Origin of the sequence: Streptomyces sp. Tu 3180, assembly GCF_009852415.1 — a bacterium.
Taxonomy (GTDB): Bacteria; Actinomycetota; Actinomycetes; order Streptomycetales; family Streptomycetaceae; genus Streptomyces.
In genome coordinates this window covers 7,944,552-7,960,788 of record NZ_WOXS01000002.1, presented here as the reverse complement: position 1 = coordinate 7,960,788, position 16,237 = coordinate 7,944,552, and the positions used below count along the sequence as shown (strand labels likewise).

10 protein-coding genes are annotated in these 16,237 nt (G+C 72.4%); 6 read left to right on the top strand and 4 right to left on the bottom strand.

The features are described from left to right. Nucleotides 1-262: 262 nt before the first annotated feature. Both GL259_RS35815 and GL259_RS35810 read right to left on the bottom strand, forming a co-directional pair. A complete protein-coding gene (locus tag GL259_RS35815; RefSeq protein WP_159537759.1) occupies nt 263-1,879 on the bottom strand; it encodes a DEAD/DEAH box helicase in 1,617 nt (538 codons plus the stop codon). Nucleotides 1,880-2,316: 437 nt separating this feature from the next. Then, nucleotides 2,317-3,306 (bottom strand): LacI family DNA-binding transcriptional regulator, encoded by a 990-nt coding sequence (locus GL259_RS35810; protein WP_159539226.1) that lies wholly within the window; start codon nt 3,304-3,306, stop codon nt 2,317-2,319. Nucleotides 3,307-3,668: 362 nt separating this feature from the next. On the opposite strand from GL259_RS35810, the gene GL259_RS35805 reads away from it, so the two are divergent. From GL259_RS35805 to GL259_RS35780, 6 genes are all read left to right on the top strand, one after another. Further along, nucleotides 3,669-4,595, top strand: coding sequence for a sugar ABC transporter permease (locus GL259_RS35805; RefSeq protein ID WP_159537757.1), 927 nt, complete (start codon nt 3,669-3,671; stop codon nt 4,593-4,595). A 7-nt stretch (nt 4,596-4,602) separates the two neighbouring features. Next, entirely contained in the window at nt 4,603-5,547 is a 945-nt protein-coding gene (locus tag GL259_RS35800; protein ID WP_159537755.1) for a carbohydrate ABC transporter permease, read from the top strand. A gap of 141 nt (nt 5,548-5,688) precedes the next feature. Further along, entirely contained in the window at nt 5,689-7,032 is a 1,344-nt protein-coding gene (locus GL259_RS35795) for an extracellular solute-binding protein (RefSeq protein ID WP_159537753.1), read from the top strand. A 70-nt stretch (nt 7,033-7,102) separates the two neighbouring features. Continuing rightward, nucleotides 7,103-9,145: a beta-galactosidase gene (locus GL259_RS35790; RefSeq protein WP_159537751.1), complete on the top strand. Its 2,043-nt coding sequence runs from the start codon at nt 7,103-7,105 to the stop codon at nt 9,143-9,145. A gap of 124 nt (nt 9,146-9,269) precedes the next feature. Beyond that, entirely contained in the window at nt 9,270-11,309 is a 2,040-nt protein-coding gene (locus GL259_RS35785; protein WP_159537749.1) for an RICIN domain-containing protein, read from the top strand. A gap of 332 nt (nt 11,310-11,641) precedes the next feature. After that, complete coding sequence (locus tag GL259_RS35780; RefSeq protein WP_159537747.1) at nt 11,642-12,094, top strand: phospholipase; 453 nt, start codon at nt 11,642-11,644, stop codon at nt 12,092-12,094. Nucleotides 12,095-12,238: 144 nt separating this feature from the next. Here the strand turns inward: GL259_RS35780 and GL259_RS35775 are convergent, their stop codons facing one another. Together GL259_RS35775 and GL259_RS35770 are read right to left on the bottom strand one after the other, a co-directional pair. Next, a complete protein-coding gene (locus GL259_RS35775) occupies nt 12,239-13,426 on the bottom strand; it encodes a spore photoproduct lyase family protein (RefSeq protein WP_159537745.1) in 1,188 nt (395 codons plus the stop codon). Nucleotides 13,427-13,698: 272 nt separating this feature from the next. After that, nucleotides 13,699-15,996, bottom strand: coding sequence for a catalase (locus tag GL259_RS35770; RefSeq protein WP_159537743.1), 2,298 nt, complete (start codon nt 15,994-15,996; stop codon nt 13,699-13,701). Nucleotides 15,997-16,237 lie beyond the last annotated feature (241 nt).

Genomic DNA, 16,237 nt, shown 5'->3' with positions numbered 1-16,237 from the left:
CACAGGAAGGGAAGGAGGACCGGCCGGCCCGGATGGGCCGGTGGTCCGGGGCGGACCGGAGCCGGTCGGGGACGCGGGGCGCCATGGCGGCCGGGGCCGCCTTCACGGTCGTACCGCCATGTCGCGATGTCACCATGTCACTTTCTCGTCATGTCGTCGCGGACCGCGGTGTGTCCTGGGACCTGTCGTGCGGATCACGCCGCGGACGCGGAGCCGGGCACGCCACCGCCGACGCCCTGCGGCCTGATCCGGACGACGGACCCTAGGCCGCGCGGTCCGCGGCCGACTCCTTCCGTGCCCTGCGGCGCGGCGCCTCACCGGCGCGCCGTCCCTGGGCGGTCCGGCCCTGCGCCGCGCGCTCCTCGGCCGAACGGCCCCCTTGGGCGGTGCGGGCCTGCGCGTCGCGCCCCTGCGTGTCACGCCCCTGCCCGGTGCGGCCCTGGGCTCCGCGGCCCTGGGCGGTGCGGCCTCGGCGGCCGCGTGACGACGAGGACGCGGCGCGGCGGGGGCGTTGTTCCGTGACCGGCGCGGCGATGACGACCGGAACGCCCGAGGGGGCCTGGGCACCCGTGATGCGGCTCAGCTCCGCGTCGCCCGACCGCACCTGGGTGATCCGCGGGGTGATGCCCGCCTGCGCCATCAGCCGGCTCATCTCGCGGCGCTGGTCGCGCGTCACCAGGGTGATGACGCTGCCGCTCTCGCCGGCGCGGGCCGTGCGTCCGCCGCGGTGCAGATAGTCCTTGTGATCGCTGGGCGGGTCCACGTTGACGACCAGGTCGAGGTTGTCGACGTGGATGCCCCGCGCCGCGACGTTCGTCGCCACCAGCACCGTCACCTGCCCGTCCTTGAACTGGGCCAGGGTGCGGGTGCGCTGGGGCTGGGACTTGCCGCCGTGCAGGGCCGCGGCGCGGACGCCGCTGCTCAGCAGGTGCTTGGTCAGCTTGTCCACCGCGTGCTTGGTGTCCAGGAACATGATCACTCGGCCGTCCCGCGCCGCGATCTCGGTCGTCGTCCGGCGCTTGTCGGTGTCGTCGATGTGGAGCACGTGGTGTTCCATCGTGGCGACCGCGCCCGCGGACGGGTCGACGGAGTGGACCACCGGATCCGTCAGGTAGCGGCGCACCAGCCGGTCGACGTTGCGGTCGAGCGTGGCCGAGAAGAGCATCCGCTGCCCGTCGGGACGCACCTGGTCCAGCAGCCTGGTGACCTGGGGCATGAAGCCCATGTCGGTCATCTGGTCGGCCTCGTCGAGGACGGTGATGCCGACCTCGTCCAGCCGGCAGTCCCCGCGGTCGATGAGGTCCTTGAGCCGCCCGGGGGTCGCGACGACGACTTCGGCGCCCGCCCTCAGGGCCGCGGCCTGCCTGCCGATCGACATCCCGCCGACGACGGTGGCCAGCCGCAGACTCACGGAGCGGGCGTACGGCGTGAGCGCGTCGGTGACCTGCTGGGCCAGCTCGCGGGTGGGAACGAGGACGAGCGCGAGCGGCTGCCGGGGCTCGGCGCGCCGGCCCGCCGTGCGGGCCAGCAGCGCGAGGCCGAAGGCGAGGGTCTTGCCGGACCCGGTGCGGCCGCGGCCGAGCACGTCACGCCCGGCCAGGGAGTTCGGCAGGGTGGCCGCCTGGATCGGGAACGGCGACGTCACGCCTTCGCGGCCGAGCGTGGCCAGCAGTTCCGCCGGCAGGGGGAGTTCGGCGAAGTCCCGCACGGCGGGGAGGGCGGGGGTGATCGTCACCGGAAGAGCGAACTCGCCCTGGGCCGAGGGCCCTCGGCCCGCCGGGCCTCGGGAGCGGCGGGGAGCACCGGAGCGGCCGGACGCCGTGGCTCCGGTGCGGGTGCGCGTGCGGGCGGAACGATTGTCGGTACGGGCGCGATTCAAGCGGAACCTTCCTTGAAGTGGCACCTGTCAAGGAACGCCCACCGCAAGATGACCCCGGCAGCGGACGGGGCCTGCATCGCTGATGATGCGGGCCCCAGCTGCGAAGTGAACGTCATGAGGAAGAGAGGTGTTCCTGTCACCCCTCGAGCCTTTCGGCTACCACAACTGCAACTGAGCTCACAGTACACGCCCGCGCGCCCCCCGGGTCCGCCCAGGGACCGATCCCGCGCCTCCCGGCTTCCACCGCACCCGCGGCACCTTCCTGCGCGCGCTCGGGGCGGCCCGGCAGCGGATGCCCGCGCGGGCGGGCCCGGCGGTGACCTGCTCCGCCGGCTCCGGGGGGATCGGGCGCGGCGTGCGACGGCTCGGGCCGGCCCGGAGGCAGCCGGCCCGGCATCGGGGTGCGGGTGCCTCGGGGTGGCGGCGGCCGTGTGCGCTCAGGGCCCCGCGGGTGGCGCCGTGCTCGCGCGCGGCACCAGCCGGGTCGGGACCAGCGTCGTGCCCCGGTCGGGGCCCTCCTGGCGCATCTTGCGCAGCACGGCCTGCACACAGAGCCGCCCCACCTCGGCGAAGTCCTGGTGGACGGTGGTCAGCGGGGGCAGGAAGGAGGAGGCCTCGGGGATGTCGTCGAAGCCGATGACGCTGACGTCCTCGGGCACGCGCCGGCCGCGTTCGTGCAGGGCGCGCAACAGGCCCAGGGCCATCTGGTCGTTGGCGGCGAAGACGGCGGTGCAGCCGTCGTGGGCGGCGATTTCGAGACCGGCGCGGTAGCCCGAGTCCGCCGACCAGTCGCCCCGGACGAGGGGCGGAGGAACGCGTCCGGCGTCGACGAGGGCGGCCCGCCAGGCGTCCGCGCGGCGCTGGGCGGCGAAGGAGCCCTCGGGGCCGCCCAGGTGCCACACCGTGCGGTGGCCGAGGTCGAGCAGGTGCCGCACGGCGGCGCGGGTGCCTCCGGCCTGGTCGGTGTCGACGACCGTGTAGTGGTCGCCGGCGTCGGAGTCGACGACCACGACCTGGACGTGCGGGGGCAGCTGGACCGTCGCCGCGTCCAGCAGGTGGACCTCCATGATGACGATGACGGCGTCGACGGCGAGTTCCTCCAGCCGGGAGAACGCACCGCGCACCTCGTCCTGGGTCGGTACGGCGACCGGCAGCAGGGTCACGGCGTACCCCTCGTGCGCGGCGGAGGTGGCGATCGCCTCGAGCGTGCGCACGTTGCCCGTGGTGGACAGGGTGAAGGTGATGACGCCGATGGTGCGGAACTCGCCGCGCTTGAGGGCGCGGGCGGCGCTGTTGGGCCGGTAGCCGAGCTCCTTCATCGCGGCCAGCACCTGGCGGCGGGTCTCCTCGGTCACCCCGGCATAGCCGTTGGACACGCGGGAGACGGTCTGCGACGAGACCCCCGCGAGACGGGCCACGTCCGCCATGGACGCCGTGGCGCGGGCACGGGTGCGCCTCGGAGCCGGGGCGCCGCCGGGCACGTCCCGCTCGGTCCCGGCCGCCTCGGCGGCGGGGCCGGGCGCGTTCGCCGACGTCCTCTCAACCGTGTCCACTCGCCGTCAGCCGCCTTCCTGTCACCGCTCGCGTCACGGTTTCCCCCGGGGACCCTTGACCCTCGTCCTCGGGGCAGTGTAGACATGCCGCCACCGGATGTTTACGTAAACATAACAGCTCCGCGCCTTTTCACGGCGGTTGATGTTTGCGCAAACATCCCGTGCAGGGGGCATGCCGCCCGGCTCCGCGCCGGAGCAGGCCACCGGTTCCGGAACGTTGACGAGCGAGGAACGCCATGACGACGCTGCAACCGCCGGTGGCCGCCGGGCCGCGGCCGGCCCCGCCCCCGGCGGGACGGGACCGCCGCTCCTGGACGGGGTGGGGCTTCATCGGTCCCTTCGTGGCCGTGTTCGCCCTGGTCTTCCTGGCACCGATCGCGTACTCCCTCCACCTGAGCCTCTTCCGCGACCAGCTCATCGGCGGGACCACCTTCGTCGGCTTCGACAACTACCGGCAGGCGCTGCAGGACGACCGCTTCTGGGCCGCCCTCGGCCGGGTCTCGCTCTTCCTGTGCGTCCAGGTGCCGATCATGCTCGGCATCGCGCTGCTGGTGGCCCTGGCCCTGGACAGCGGCCGGCTGTACGGCAAGAACTTCTTCCGGGTCTCGATCTTCCTGCCGTACGCGGTGCCGGCCGTCGTCGCGACGCTCATGTGGAGCTTCCTGTACGGCACCCGCTTCGGCCTCGTCGGCGACCTGAACGACGCCTTCGGCCTGTCGCTGCCCGACCCGCTCTCCCCCGGCCTCGTGCTGGCCTCCATCGGCAACATCGTCACCTGGGAGTTCGTCGGCTACAACATGCTGATCTTCTACTCGGCGCTGCGGGTCATCCCGAACTCCCTCTACGAGGCGGCCGAGATCGACGGCGCCGGCCAGATCCGCGTGATCACCGCCGTCAAACTGCCCGCGATCCGCGGCGCGCTCGTCATCGCGACGATCTTCTCCGTCATCGGCAGCTTCCAGCTGTTCAACGAGCCCAGCGTCATGCAGAAGCTGGCGCCGAACGCCATCACCACCGACTACACCCCGAACTTCTACACGTACTCGCTGTCCTTCTCCGGCCAGCAGCACAACTACTCCGCGACGGTCGCCATCGTCATGGGGCTGATCACCATGGTCATCGCCTATGTCGTCCAGCTGCGCGGCATGCGCAAGGGAGCGTGAGGCAGCGATGACCAGTACCGTCACCCCCGCCGGTTCCGCGGCCGCGTCGTCACCGTCGTCCGGCTCCGCCGTCCGGCTGCGCACGCCCCGGCGTCGGCACTCCCCCGGGCGGCCGCGCCACAGTGTCCTGCTGACCGTGCTCACCGGCCTGGTGCTGCTCTACAGCCTCGTACCGCTGGTGTGGCTGGCCATCAGCGCCACCAAGACCCAGGAGGGCCTGTCCCGTTCGTTCGGCCTGTGGTTCGACGGCGACTTCGCCCTCTGGGACAACATCGCCGAGACGTTCACCTACGACGACGGCGTCTTCACCCGCTGGCTGCTCAACACCCTGCTGTACGTGGTGGCGGGCGCGGGAGGTGCCACCTTCCTCGCGGTACTGGGCGGTTACGCGCTCGCCAAGTTCGACTTCCCCGGACGCCGGGCGGTCTTCGCGGTCGTCATCGGCGCGGTGGCCGTGCCGGGGACCGCATTGGCGGTGCCGACCTTCCTGATGTTCAGCAACATGGGCCTCACCAACACCCCCTGGGCGGTGATCATCCCCTCGCTGATCTCCCCGTTCGGCCTGTACCTGATGTGGGTGTTCGCCGGTGAGGCCATTCCGGCCGAGCTGATGGAAGCGGCCAGGATCGACGGCGCCGGCGAGGTGCGCACCTTCTTCCAGGTCGCCCTGCCGCTGCTGGCGCCGGGCATCGTCACCGTCTCGCTGTTCACCATGGTCGCGACCTGGAACAACTACTTCCTGCCGCTGATCATGATCAAGGATCCGGACTGGTATCCGCTCACCCTGGGCCTGAACAGCTGGAACGCCCAGGCGGAGACCGCCGGTGGCCAGCCCATGTTCCATCTGGTCGTCACCGGCTCGCTGATCACCATCGTCCCGCTGATCGCCGCGTTCCTGCTGCTGCAGAAGTACTGGCAGTCCGGGCTCGCCGCCGGAAGCGTCAAGGAATAGCGCCACTCCCCGTTGTCCGCCGCCGCGCGGCCCGTCCGTCCCGTCGCCACGCCCGGACGGGCGGTGTCCGCGCGGTGGTCGTCCCTGCCCCTCTCCTCCCATCGGTCACGGTTTCGGCCACGAAGAAGTGGAAGCACGACCATGCACAAGCACCCCCGCCGCCTGCTGCGCGGCATAGGCCTCGTCTGCGCCCTCACCCTGGGCGCCACCGCCTGCGGCGGATCCGACGACGAGGGATCCGCACCGAAGACGGTCTCCGAGTCGGACGTCCGGGCCGCGCTGAAGAAGGGCGGCTCCATCACCGTCTGGGCGTGGGAACCCACGCTGAAGCAGGTGGTGGCCGACTTCGAGAAGGAACACCCGAACGTCGAGGTGAACCTCGTCAACGCGGGCACCGGCAACGACCAGTACAAGGCGCTGCAGAACGCCATGTCCGCGAAGAAGGGCGTCCCGGACGTCGCCCAGGTCGAGTACTACGCCATGGGACAGTACGCGCTGACGAAGCAGCTCACCGACCTCAGGGGCTTCGGCGCCGGCAAGCTCGCCGACCAGTACTCCCCCGGACCGTGGAACGGCGTGAAGGCCGGCGGCGAGGGCGTCTACGGCCTGCCCATGGACTCCGGCCCGATGGCGCTGTTCTACAACAAGGAGGTCTTCGACAAGCACAGGATCGACGTGCCCACGACGTGGGACGAGTACGTGGACGCGGCCCGCGCGCTGAAGAAGGCGGACCCGAAGGCGTACATCACCAACGACGTCGGCGACGCGGGCCTCACCACCAGCCTGCTGTGGCAGGCCGGTTCACGCCCGTACGAGGTCGACGGCACCGAGGTGGGGATCGACTTCTCCGACCGGGGCGCCAAGACCTACACCGCCACCTGGCAGAAGCTCATCGACGAGAAGCTGGTCGCGCCCGTCACCAGCTGGTCCGACGACTGGTACAAGGGCCTCGGCGACGGCACCATCGCCACCCTGGCCATCGGCGCCTGGATGCCCGCCAACCTCGCCTCCGGCGTGAAGGACGCCGCCGGTGACTGGCGCGTCGCCCCGCTGCCGCAGTGGCAGGCGGGCGGCAGGGCGAGCGCGGAGAACGGCGGCAGCGCCCTCACCCTGCCCGAACTCGGCGGCGACGAGGCGCTCGCCTACGCCTTCGTCGAGTACGCCAACGCCGGCAAGGGCGTCGACACCCGCGTGAAGGGCGGCGCCTTCCCGGCCACCACCGAGCAGCTGAACTCCCAGGCGTTCCAGAGCACCGAGTTCCCGTACTTCGGCGGACAGCAGGCCAACAAGATCTTCGCCGAGTCCGCCGCGAACGTCGCCGACGACTGGTCGTACCTGCCGTACCAGGTGTACGCCAACTCGATCTTCAACGACACCGTCGGCAAGGCCTACGTCTCGGGCACCAAGCTGGCCGAGGGCCTGAAGAGCTGGCAGGACGCCTCCGTCGAGTACGGCAACGAACAGGGCTTCACCGTCGAGAAGTAGCCGTCGGCAAGCAGCACGCCGGGCGGCGCACACCCGCGCCGCCCGACGGCCCCACACCGGAAGGACCGCCATGATCTCCACCCTCCTGTCCCGCGCCGGCGGGGCGGACGGTGACCCCGCCCCCCGCCTCGTGTACGGCGCCGACTACAACCCCGAGCAGTGGCCCCGCGCCGTGTGGGAGGAGGACGTCCGGCTGATGCGCGAGGCCGGCGTGAACCTCGTGTCCGTGGGGATCTTCTCCTGGGCCCGCCTCCAGCCGGCCGAGGACACCTGGGACTTCACCTGGCTCGACGAGGTCCTGGACCTGCTGCACGAGGGCGGCGTCGGCGTCGACCTGGCCACCGCCACCGCCTCCCCGCCGCCCTGGCTCACCACCGCCCATCCGGAGATCCTGCCGGTCACCGCCACCGGCGAGACGCTGTGGCCGGGGGCACGCCAGCACTGGCGCCCCACCTCGCCCGTCTTCCGCCGGTACGCGCTGCGCCTGGTCCGGGAGCTGGCGACCCGTTACGCCGGCCACCCGGCCCTGGTGGCCTGGCACGTCAACAACGAACTGGGCTGCCACAACGTCTACGACTACTCCGACGACGCGGCCCGCGCCTTCCGGGACTGGCTGCGCGCCCGCTACACCGGGCTGGACGCGCTCAACAGCGCCTGGGGCACGGCCTTCTGGTCCCAGCGGTACACCGACTGGGACCAGATCCTGCCGCCCCGGCTGGCCGCCTCCCACCCCAACCCCACCCAGCAGCTGGACTTCAAGCGGTTCTCGTCGGACGCGCTCAAGGACCACCTGCGCGCCGAACGGGAGATCCTGCGGGAGATCACGCCGGACGTCCCGGTCACCACCAACTTCATGGTGATGGGCGGCACCAAGGGCATGAACTACCCCGACTGGGCCGACGAGATCGACTTCGTCTCCAACGACCACTACGTCCGCCCCGGCCCGCAGGACCGCGACGAGCTGTCCTTCTCCGCCAACCTCACCAGCGGCATCTCCGGCGGACGGCCCTGGTTCCTGATGGAGCACTCCACCAGCGCGGTCAACTGGCAGCCCGTCAACGTGCCCAAGCGCCCCGGTGACCTGGCCCGCGACTCCCTGCTGCACGTCGCGCACGGCGCCGACGCGGTCTGCTACTTCCAGTGGCGGCAGTCGGCGGCCGGCGCCGAGAAGTACCACTCCGCGATGGTGCCGCACGCCGGCGCGGACAGCGACCTGTTCCGCGCGGTGACCGAGCTGGGCGCCACCCTGAAGGCGCTCGCCCCGGTCGCCGGGACCGAACGGGAGCCCGCCCCGGTCGGCATCCTCTACGACTGGGAGTCGTGGTGGGCGAGCGAGCAGGACTCCCACCCCACCTCCCTGCTCGACTACCGGCAGGAGGCGCTCGACTGGTACTCGGCGCTCCTCGCCCTCGGCATCCGCGCCGACCTCGTCACCACCCGGGCCGACCTGCACCGCCACCGGGTGCTCGTCGCCCCCGTGCTGCACGTGGTCCCCGCCGACCTGGCCAAGACGCTCACCCGCTACGCCGAACAGGGCGGCCACCTGATCACCACGTACTTCTCCGGTGTCGTCGACGAGCACGACCACGTCTGGCTCGGCGGCTACCCGGGCGCCCTGCGCGACCTGCTCGGCATCCGCATCGAGGAGTTCGGCCCGCTGCTCCCCGGGGTCGGCGTGGAGCTCGACGACGCCTCGACCGGCACCCTGTGGACCGACCGGATCACCGTGACGGCCGACGGGACCGAGGTCCTGTCCCGCTACCGCACCGGCCTCCAGGCCGGCCGGCCCGCGGTCACCCGCCGGCCGGCGGGCTCCGGATCGGCCTCGTACGTCTCCACCCGGCTCGGGGTCGAAGGGCTCACCGGCCTGCTGCCCCGGCTGCTGGAGCCGGCCGGTGTGGAGAGCGAACTGCCCGTCGAGATCCGCGGGCTGGTCGAACCGGTCGTGCGCCGGGGCGCCGGCGGCCGGTTCCTGTTCCTGGTGAACCGGACCGACGGGACCGTTCCGGTGCGCGGTCCGGCCGGGGACGTACTGCTCGGGACCACCGGTGCCGACGGCGCCCTCATCCTGGGGCCCCGTGCCGTCGCCGTGCTGCGGCAGCCGGCCGCCTGAAAGACCCCGCCACTCCCCGGAACGGCACGCATCCGTTCCGGGGGCCGTCCCCTCCCGCCCGGCAGCGCGTGCGGCGGGAGGGTCCACCAGAGCGCGACCACACCTCACCGTTGGGAGCACACCGATGGCACGCCGCACCCGCGACAGACGGCTGCTCACCGCCGCCGGCCTCACCGCCGTCCTGGCCACCGGGGCCGCCCTGGTCCCCGGCCCCACGTCCGCCGCACAGGCCGCGGACACCCCCTCCGTCACCGTACGCCCCGACCCCTCCTACCGGCAGGAGAGGTTCGAGGGCTGGGGCACCAGCCTCGTCTGGTTCGCCAACGCCACCGGCGACTACCCGCCGGAGATACGCGAGAAGCTCGCCCGGCTCCTCTTCGGCGACGACGGACTCGCCCTGAACATCGCCCGGTACAACATCGGCGGCGGCAACGCGCCGGACGTCAAGGACTACCTGCGCGCCGGCGGCGCCGTCGAGGGCTGGTGGAAGGCGCCCGCGGGCACCACCCGCGAGGACACCGACTGGTGGGACGCCGAGGACCCCGCCGACTGGAACGAGGACGCCGACGCCACCCAGCGCTGGTGGGTGGACCGCATCAAGAAGGACATCACCCACTGGGAGACCTTCAGCAACTCCCCGCCCTGGTTCATGACGGTCAGCGGCTACGTCTCCGGCGGTTTCGACGCCGGCGCCGACCAGCTCGAGACCGGGTCGGTCGACGACTTCGCCGCCTACCTGGCGGGCGCCACCAAGCGGCTGGAGCAGGCCCACGGCATCGAGGTCGACACCGTCGACCCGTTCAACGAGCCGAACACCACCTACTGGAGCACCCGCCTGGGCCCGGGCGGCGAACCCGTCGGCGGACGCCAGGAAGGCGCCCACATGGGCCCCGAGCTCCAGGAGAAGGTGCTGCGCGCCCTCGCCCCCGCGCTGAGGAAGGCGCGGACCGGGGCGGAGATCTCCGCGATGGACGAGACCAACCCGTCCACCTTCGCGCGGAACTGGAACGCCTACTCCCCCGGGGCCCGCGCCCTCGTGGAGCAGATGAACGTCCACACCTACGGCACCGACCGGCGCACCACCGTGCGCGACCTCTCCAAGGCCGAGGACAAACGGCTGTGGATGAGCGAGGTCGAGGGCGACTGGGGCGACGGGCAGAGCTTCACGGACATGCGTCCCGGTCTCGGCCTCGCCCAGCGCATCGTCGACGACCTGCGCGAACTGGAGCCGCGCGCCTGGGTGTTCTGGCAGCCCGTCGAGGACCACGACAACATGAAGCCGGGCGGCGAGTCCGCAGCGGGCGGCAACTGGGGCGAGATCCAGCTCCCGTTCAGCTGTACCGCGCGGGACACCCTGGAGACCTGCCCGATCCGCACGAACACCAAGTTCGACACCGCGCGCAACTTCACCCACTTCATCAAGCCCGGTGACCGGCTGATCAAGGTGAACGACACCTCCAGCGCGGCCGCGGTGACGAAGAACGGCAGGGGCGCCTCCGTCGTCCACGTCAACAGCACCACCTCGGCGCGCGCCGTCACCCTCGACCTGTCCGCGTTCCGCCACGTCAGCCGGAACGCGACCGTCACACCGGTCGTGACCAGCGCCGACGGCAAGCTGGAGCGGCACGCGGCCGTCGGGGTCGCCGGCCGCGAGGCCACGTTCACCGTGCCCGCCCAGTCGGTGACGTCGTTCGTCGTCGAGGGCGTCTCCGGCGTCGCGCAGGACGCGCCGCTGCTGCGCAAGGGCCGCACGTACACCCTGACCGGCGTGCAGAGCGGCAAGGCGGTCACCGTCGCGGACGACGGAACCGCTCTGGTCATCGGCACGGGTGACGGCTCCGCCTCCCAGCGGTGGCGGCTGAGCGCGGTGCGTCCCGACGACGGCGTCCGTCAGCGCTACGAGTTCACCGGCCCGGTGGACGGCAGGCGGCTGGCCGTGCGCAACGACGTCCCGGTGGCCGAACCGCACACCGGCGAACGGGACCCGGCCGCCGAATGGATCATGTCCACCACGGGCGACGGCACCTGGACCCTGGTCAACGCGGCCACCGGACGCCTCCTGGAAGTCGGCGGACAGGCCACGCACGAGGGCGCCGCGGTCACCACCTGGCAGCCCAACTCCGGTGCCAACCAGCGCTGGACGGTCACGGACGTGACGGACTGACCCGTCGGCCCGGCCGCACCGCCCGCCCGGTGGTGCGGCCGGGCCGCCCGCCCGGACCCGGGAAGGACCGGCGGGACCCGACGGCCCCGAGCGCCGAGTACGCCGTCGCACGGCGCGCCGCGAGCCGTGCACCGGCTTCGGACCCAGCCCGGTCGACGCCGTGGAGGACGGCCGGGCGCGGGGGGCGCCGGGTTCGCCGGCCGGCAGGACGCGAGCCAAGAGTTAACGGATCATTGGGCGGCCCGTGGTGTGAAGGGACGGGCACCATGGGCATGATCATTGTCATGAACCTGCGGCCCGGTGGTCGGGCCGCAGTCTCTTGGAGGTGTGGGATGCACCGAAGAATCGCCACCGCACTCGCCTCTTCGGCCCTGGCCCTGGCCGGCGTCGTCGGCGCCACCACAGCCGCCGAAGCCGTTCCCGCCGACAAGGCCCAGGTCCTGGCGAGCTGGACGCAGACCAGCTCGTCGAGCTACAGCCTCTGGAGCGCGGCACGGGCCAACCAGTCCGCCTGGGCGGCGTACGGGTTCAACTGGACCACCGACTACTGCTCGTCCTCCCCCGACAACCCGTTCGGCTTCCCCTTCTCCATGTCGTGCGCCCGCCACGACTTCGGCTACCGCAACTACAAGGCCATGGGCACCTTCGACGCCAACAAGGCGCGGCTGGACAGCGCCTTCCACGAGGACCTCAAGCGCGTCTGCGCCCGCTACAGCGGCGCGACGAAGTCCGCCTGCGACAGCACCGCGTGGACGTACTACCAGGCCGTCAGGGCCTTCGGCTGAGCACACCGACCGCCGAGCCCGGCGCCGCCGGCCCGTCCGACCGGGCCGGCGGCGCGCGACGGGGCCGGACACGACGGCCGCGGTGACCGCGGATCCCGCCGGGCGGCCCCGGTGACGCTCCACGCCCCGGCGGGGGCACCGTCGTCAGAAGGCGTACCGGACGGCCAGCCACGGGGTGTGGCGCGCGACCAGCTCACGCAGGTCCGCGAGCGCCCGGCGCTTGACGTCGTCGCGGTAGCGGAGGTTGAGGCTGCCGTTCTGGGACCGCTTGGTCTGCTGCACCGCGGGCTGCCACAGCACCTCCTCGCCGCGCGGGTGCCAGCGCAGGTTGACCTCGTGCAGGTCGGCGTTGTGCGTGAGCGTGATCACCTCGGCCCCCGCCTGCCGCTTGACGCGCGCCGGCAGCACGTCGTCCATGTGCCGCAGCAGCTCCGCCCAGGCGTCCTGCCAGCCGGGCCGGACGACGACCGGCGAGAGGTTGAAGTGCACCTCGTAGCCGGCGTCGAGGAAGTCCGCGGCGGCGGCGATCCGCCGGTCGACCGGGCTGGTGCGCAGGTCCAGCAGGCGTGAGTCGTCGGCCGGCATCACCGAGAACCGGATGCGGGTACGCCCGCGCGGGTCCAGCTCCAGCAGGTCGGGGTTGACGAACTTGGTCGCGAAGGACGCCTTCGCGGTGGGCCAGTCGCGGAAGGCGCGGACCAGGTCGGCGGTGTTGTCGCACACGAGGGCGTCGACCGCGCAGTCGCCGTTCTCCCCGATGTCGTACACCCACGCCCGCGGATCGCACTGGTTGGGCTCGGGCTTGCGGCCCTGGGCGGCGACGTGGCGTCCGAGGCGGGCGATGATCCGGTCGATGTTGGTGAAGACCGTGATCGGGTTGGCGAAGCCCTTGCGGCGGGGCACGTAGCAGTACACGCAGGACAGCGCGCAGCCGTTGGACGTGCCGGGGGCGATCCAGTCGGCGGAGCGGCCGTTGGGGCGCAGGGTGAGCGTCTTCTTCACGCCCAGCACCAGGGTCCGGCGTTTGATCCGCATCCAGTCGTCGGCGCTGCCCTCGTTGCCGTGCAGCTCGGGGATGCGCCAGTGGGAGTCCACCTCGATCAGCCGGGCCTCGGGGAAGCGGGCGAGGATCTGCCGGCCGCGGGGTGAGGCGGCGGCGGCCGGTTCGGCGTGGATCTCGCGGATCGCGAGGAGCCGGCGCGCCTGCGCGGAGTCGCGGAAGGCGCCGCCGGGCGGGGCCGGCTCGGCCGGTGCGGCGGGTCCCCCCGGCACCTCGTCGAGGCCGAAGAGCGGTTCCTGGGAGTCGTGGGACGGGGCGGGGTGGTGGCGCATGTGCTCGTCGGCTTCTCGGGCGGGGAGGCGGTGCGGAACGCCCGTCGGCCGGGTTCAGCGGAACCGGTGGGCGCGGCCGTCTCCCCACTGTACGGCGGTGAGGCGGCGACCTGCGGCCGGACAGGCCGTGAGGAGGTTCACCGGCGCCCGTCCGCCCCCTCGCGCGGGAGTGCGGGCGCCGGTGACGTGGGCTCCCGCAGCGGCCGCCGCCGTGATCGTGTCCGTGGACCATGTCCGTGGATCACGTCCGTGCGGACGGCCGCGGCCGGGCGTCAGGCCCGGGTGGTGAAGCGCTCCCAGACCCGGTGCGAGCCCAGCAGCTCACGGACCCGCTCGAGGACGGCGGGGCCGGAGTCGGCGACGACGACGCCGGGTGCGTCGGTGGGGACGGCGGCCGCCTCGAGGGCCGCCTCGCCGCCCGCCCACGCGCCGATCGCCTTGCCGTGCCGGAACGCCTCGGACAGCAGCAGGCCGATCCGCGGGTCGGTCGCCATCCGCGGGTCGGTCGTCGTCCGCAGGGCGGTCGACGGCGCTCCCTTGGCGTCGCGCGCGCCGTACGCGTCGTCGCCCACGGCCGGCACGCCGGCCAGCAGCACGGCGTCGAACTCGACGGAGCGCGCGGTGACGTAGCTGCGCTGTGCCGTCAGCGCGCCCGCGCCCGTGCCGAGCGTGCCGCCGGTCGGCGCGACGACCAGGGGGACCATGCCGGCCTCGAGCACCGCCTCGCGCACCGCGTGCACGCCGTCGAGGTCTCCGTCCGGGCCGGCCACGATGCCGATGATCCGGCCGTCCACGGGCCAGGTCCTCCCGATCTGCGAGAGGGCCGGGCTCGGTTCGACGTCGGCCAGGGGCACCGTCGGCTGCGGGGCGGGCAGGCCGAGGCCCTCCGCGACGCCCGCGCACAGCTCGGGGTCGATGTTGGCCAGGACCTGGAGGGTCCGTTCCTTGATGGCCTGTTCGTAGCACTTGCCCAGCTCGAAGGTGTAGGCACCGATGATGTGCTCGCGCTCCACCGGGCTCATGCTCAGCCAGAACCGCCTGGGCTGGCTGAAGTGGTCGGCGAACGACTCCGGGGCCTCCCGCACCTTCCTCGCCTCCGGCACCCGCACCGGCGTCTCCATGTACGCCGAGGTGTCCGCGCCCGCGGTGAACGGGCAGCCGCCGTCGAGGGAGTTGGGCCGGTAGGGCGCCACGCCCCGGTGCACGGCCGTCTGGTGCATGCCGTCGCGCAGCATGTCGTTGACCGGCGCGTGCGGCCGGTTGATCGGCAGCTGCGGGAAGTTGGGGCCGCCCAGGCGCGTGATCTGCGTGTCCAGGTACGAGAACAACCGTCCCGCGAGCAGCGGGTCGTCGGTGACGTCGATACCGGGCACGAGGTGACCGACGTGGAAGGCGACCTGCTCCGTCTCGGCGAAGAAGTTGGACGGGTTGCGGTTGAGGGTCATCAGCCCGACCGGCTGCACCGGGGCGAGCTCCTCGGGAACGATGTTCGTCGGGTCCAGCAGGTCGATGCCCTCGAAGGTCTGCTCCGGGGTGTCGGGGAAGGTCTGGATGCCCAGCTCCCACTGCGGGTAGGCGCCCGCCTCGATGGCGTCGGCGAGGTCCCGGCGGTGGAAGTCCGGGTCGACGCCGTTGATCAGCTGCGCCTCGTCCCACACCAGGGAGTGCACCCCCAGCTTCGGCTTCCAGTGGAACTTCACCAGCGTCGTGGCGCCCTCGGCGTTCACCAGCCGGAAGGTGTGGACGCCGAAGCCCTCCATCATCCGGTAGGAGCGCGGGATGCCGCGGTCACCCATGAAGAAGATGGTGTGGTGGGTCGCCTCGGTGTGCAGCGAGACGAAGTCCCAGAAGGTGTCGTGCGCGCTCTGCGCCTGCGGGATCTCCCGGTCCGGGTGCGGCTTCGCGGCGTGGACGACGTCCGGGAACTTGATGGCGTCCTGGATGAAGAAGACCGGGATGTTGTTGCCGACCAGGTCGAAGACGCCCTCGCCGGTGTAGAACTTCGTCGCGAAACCACGGGTGTCGCGCACGGTGTCCGCGGACCCCCGCGAGCCGACCACCGTGGAGAACCGCACGAACACCGGCGTCTCGACGTCCGGGGCGAGGAACCCGGCCTTGGTCACGGAGGCCGCCGTGCCGTAGCTCCGGAAGACCCCGTGCGCGCCCGCGCCTCGGGCGTGGACCACGCGCTCCGGGATGCGCTCGTGGTCGAAGTGCATGATCTTCTCGCGCAGGTGGTGGTCCTGGAGCAGCACGGGACCACGCGGGCCCGCCTTGAGCGAGTGGTCGGTGTCGTACAGCCGCGTCCCCTGCGCGTTCGTCAGACGGCTCCCGGACTGCGCCGCCCTGGCCTGGTCGGCTCCCGTCGGCTGACCGGTGGGCGAGACGGTGTCCGGGCCGCTCTGGTCCGGCTTCGGCGGCAGCGGTTCGCGGGGCTCGGTCGGCTCGGCCACGGCCGGCGGCACGGGGCCCGGCCGTCCGGGAATCCCGTCGGCCGGGGCTGATACGGCGTCCTGCAGGCTTTCGGCGATCTTCTTCGCCGCCCGCTTGACGGGATTGGCCTCGCTCATAGAGGTGACACTCCTCCGCTTCAGACCGGCCACGAACAGGTGGCCGTGCGTTCAGTTGCCGACTGCGGACGGTCGAATGGGACGAAGGGCCTCGACGGGGCATCCGGTGCCGCCGACGTCCCACGGCGGGACCACCCCCGCGGCGAGCATCCCCGATGGGGCGCCCCCCGCCCGAAGCGCTCGCGTCCCGCACTTCCCTCTCCGCCCTCCCCCACCGGATCCGACCGCCCCGCCCGCGTAC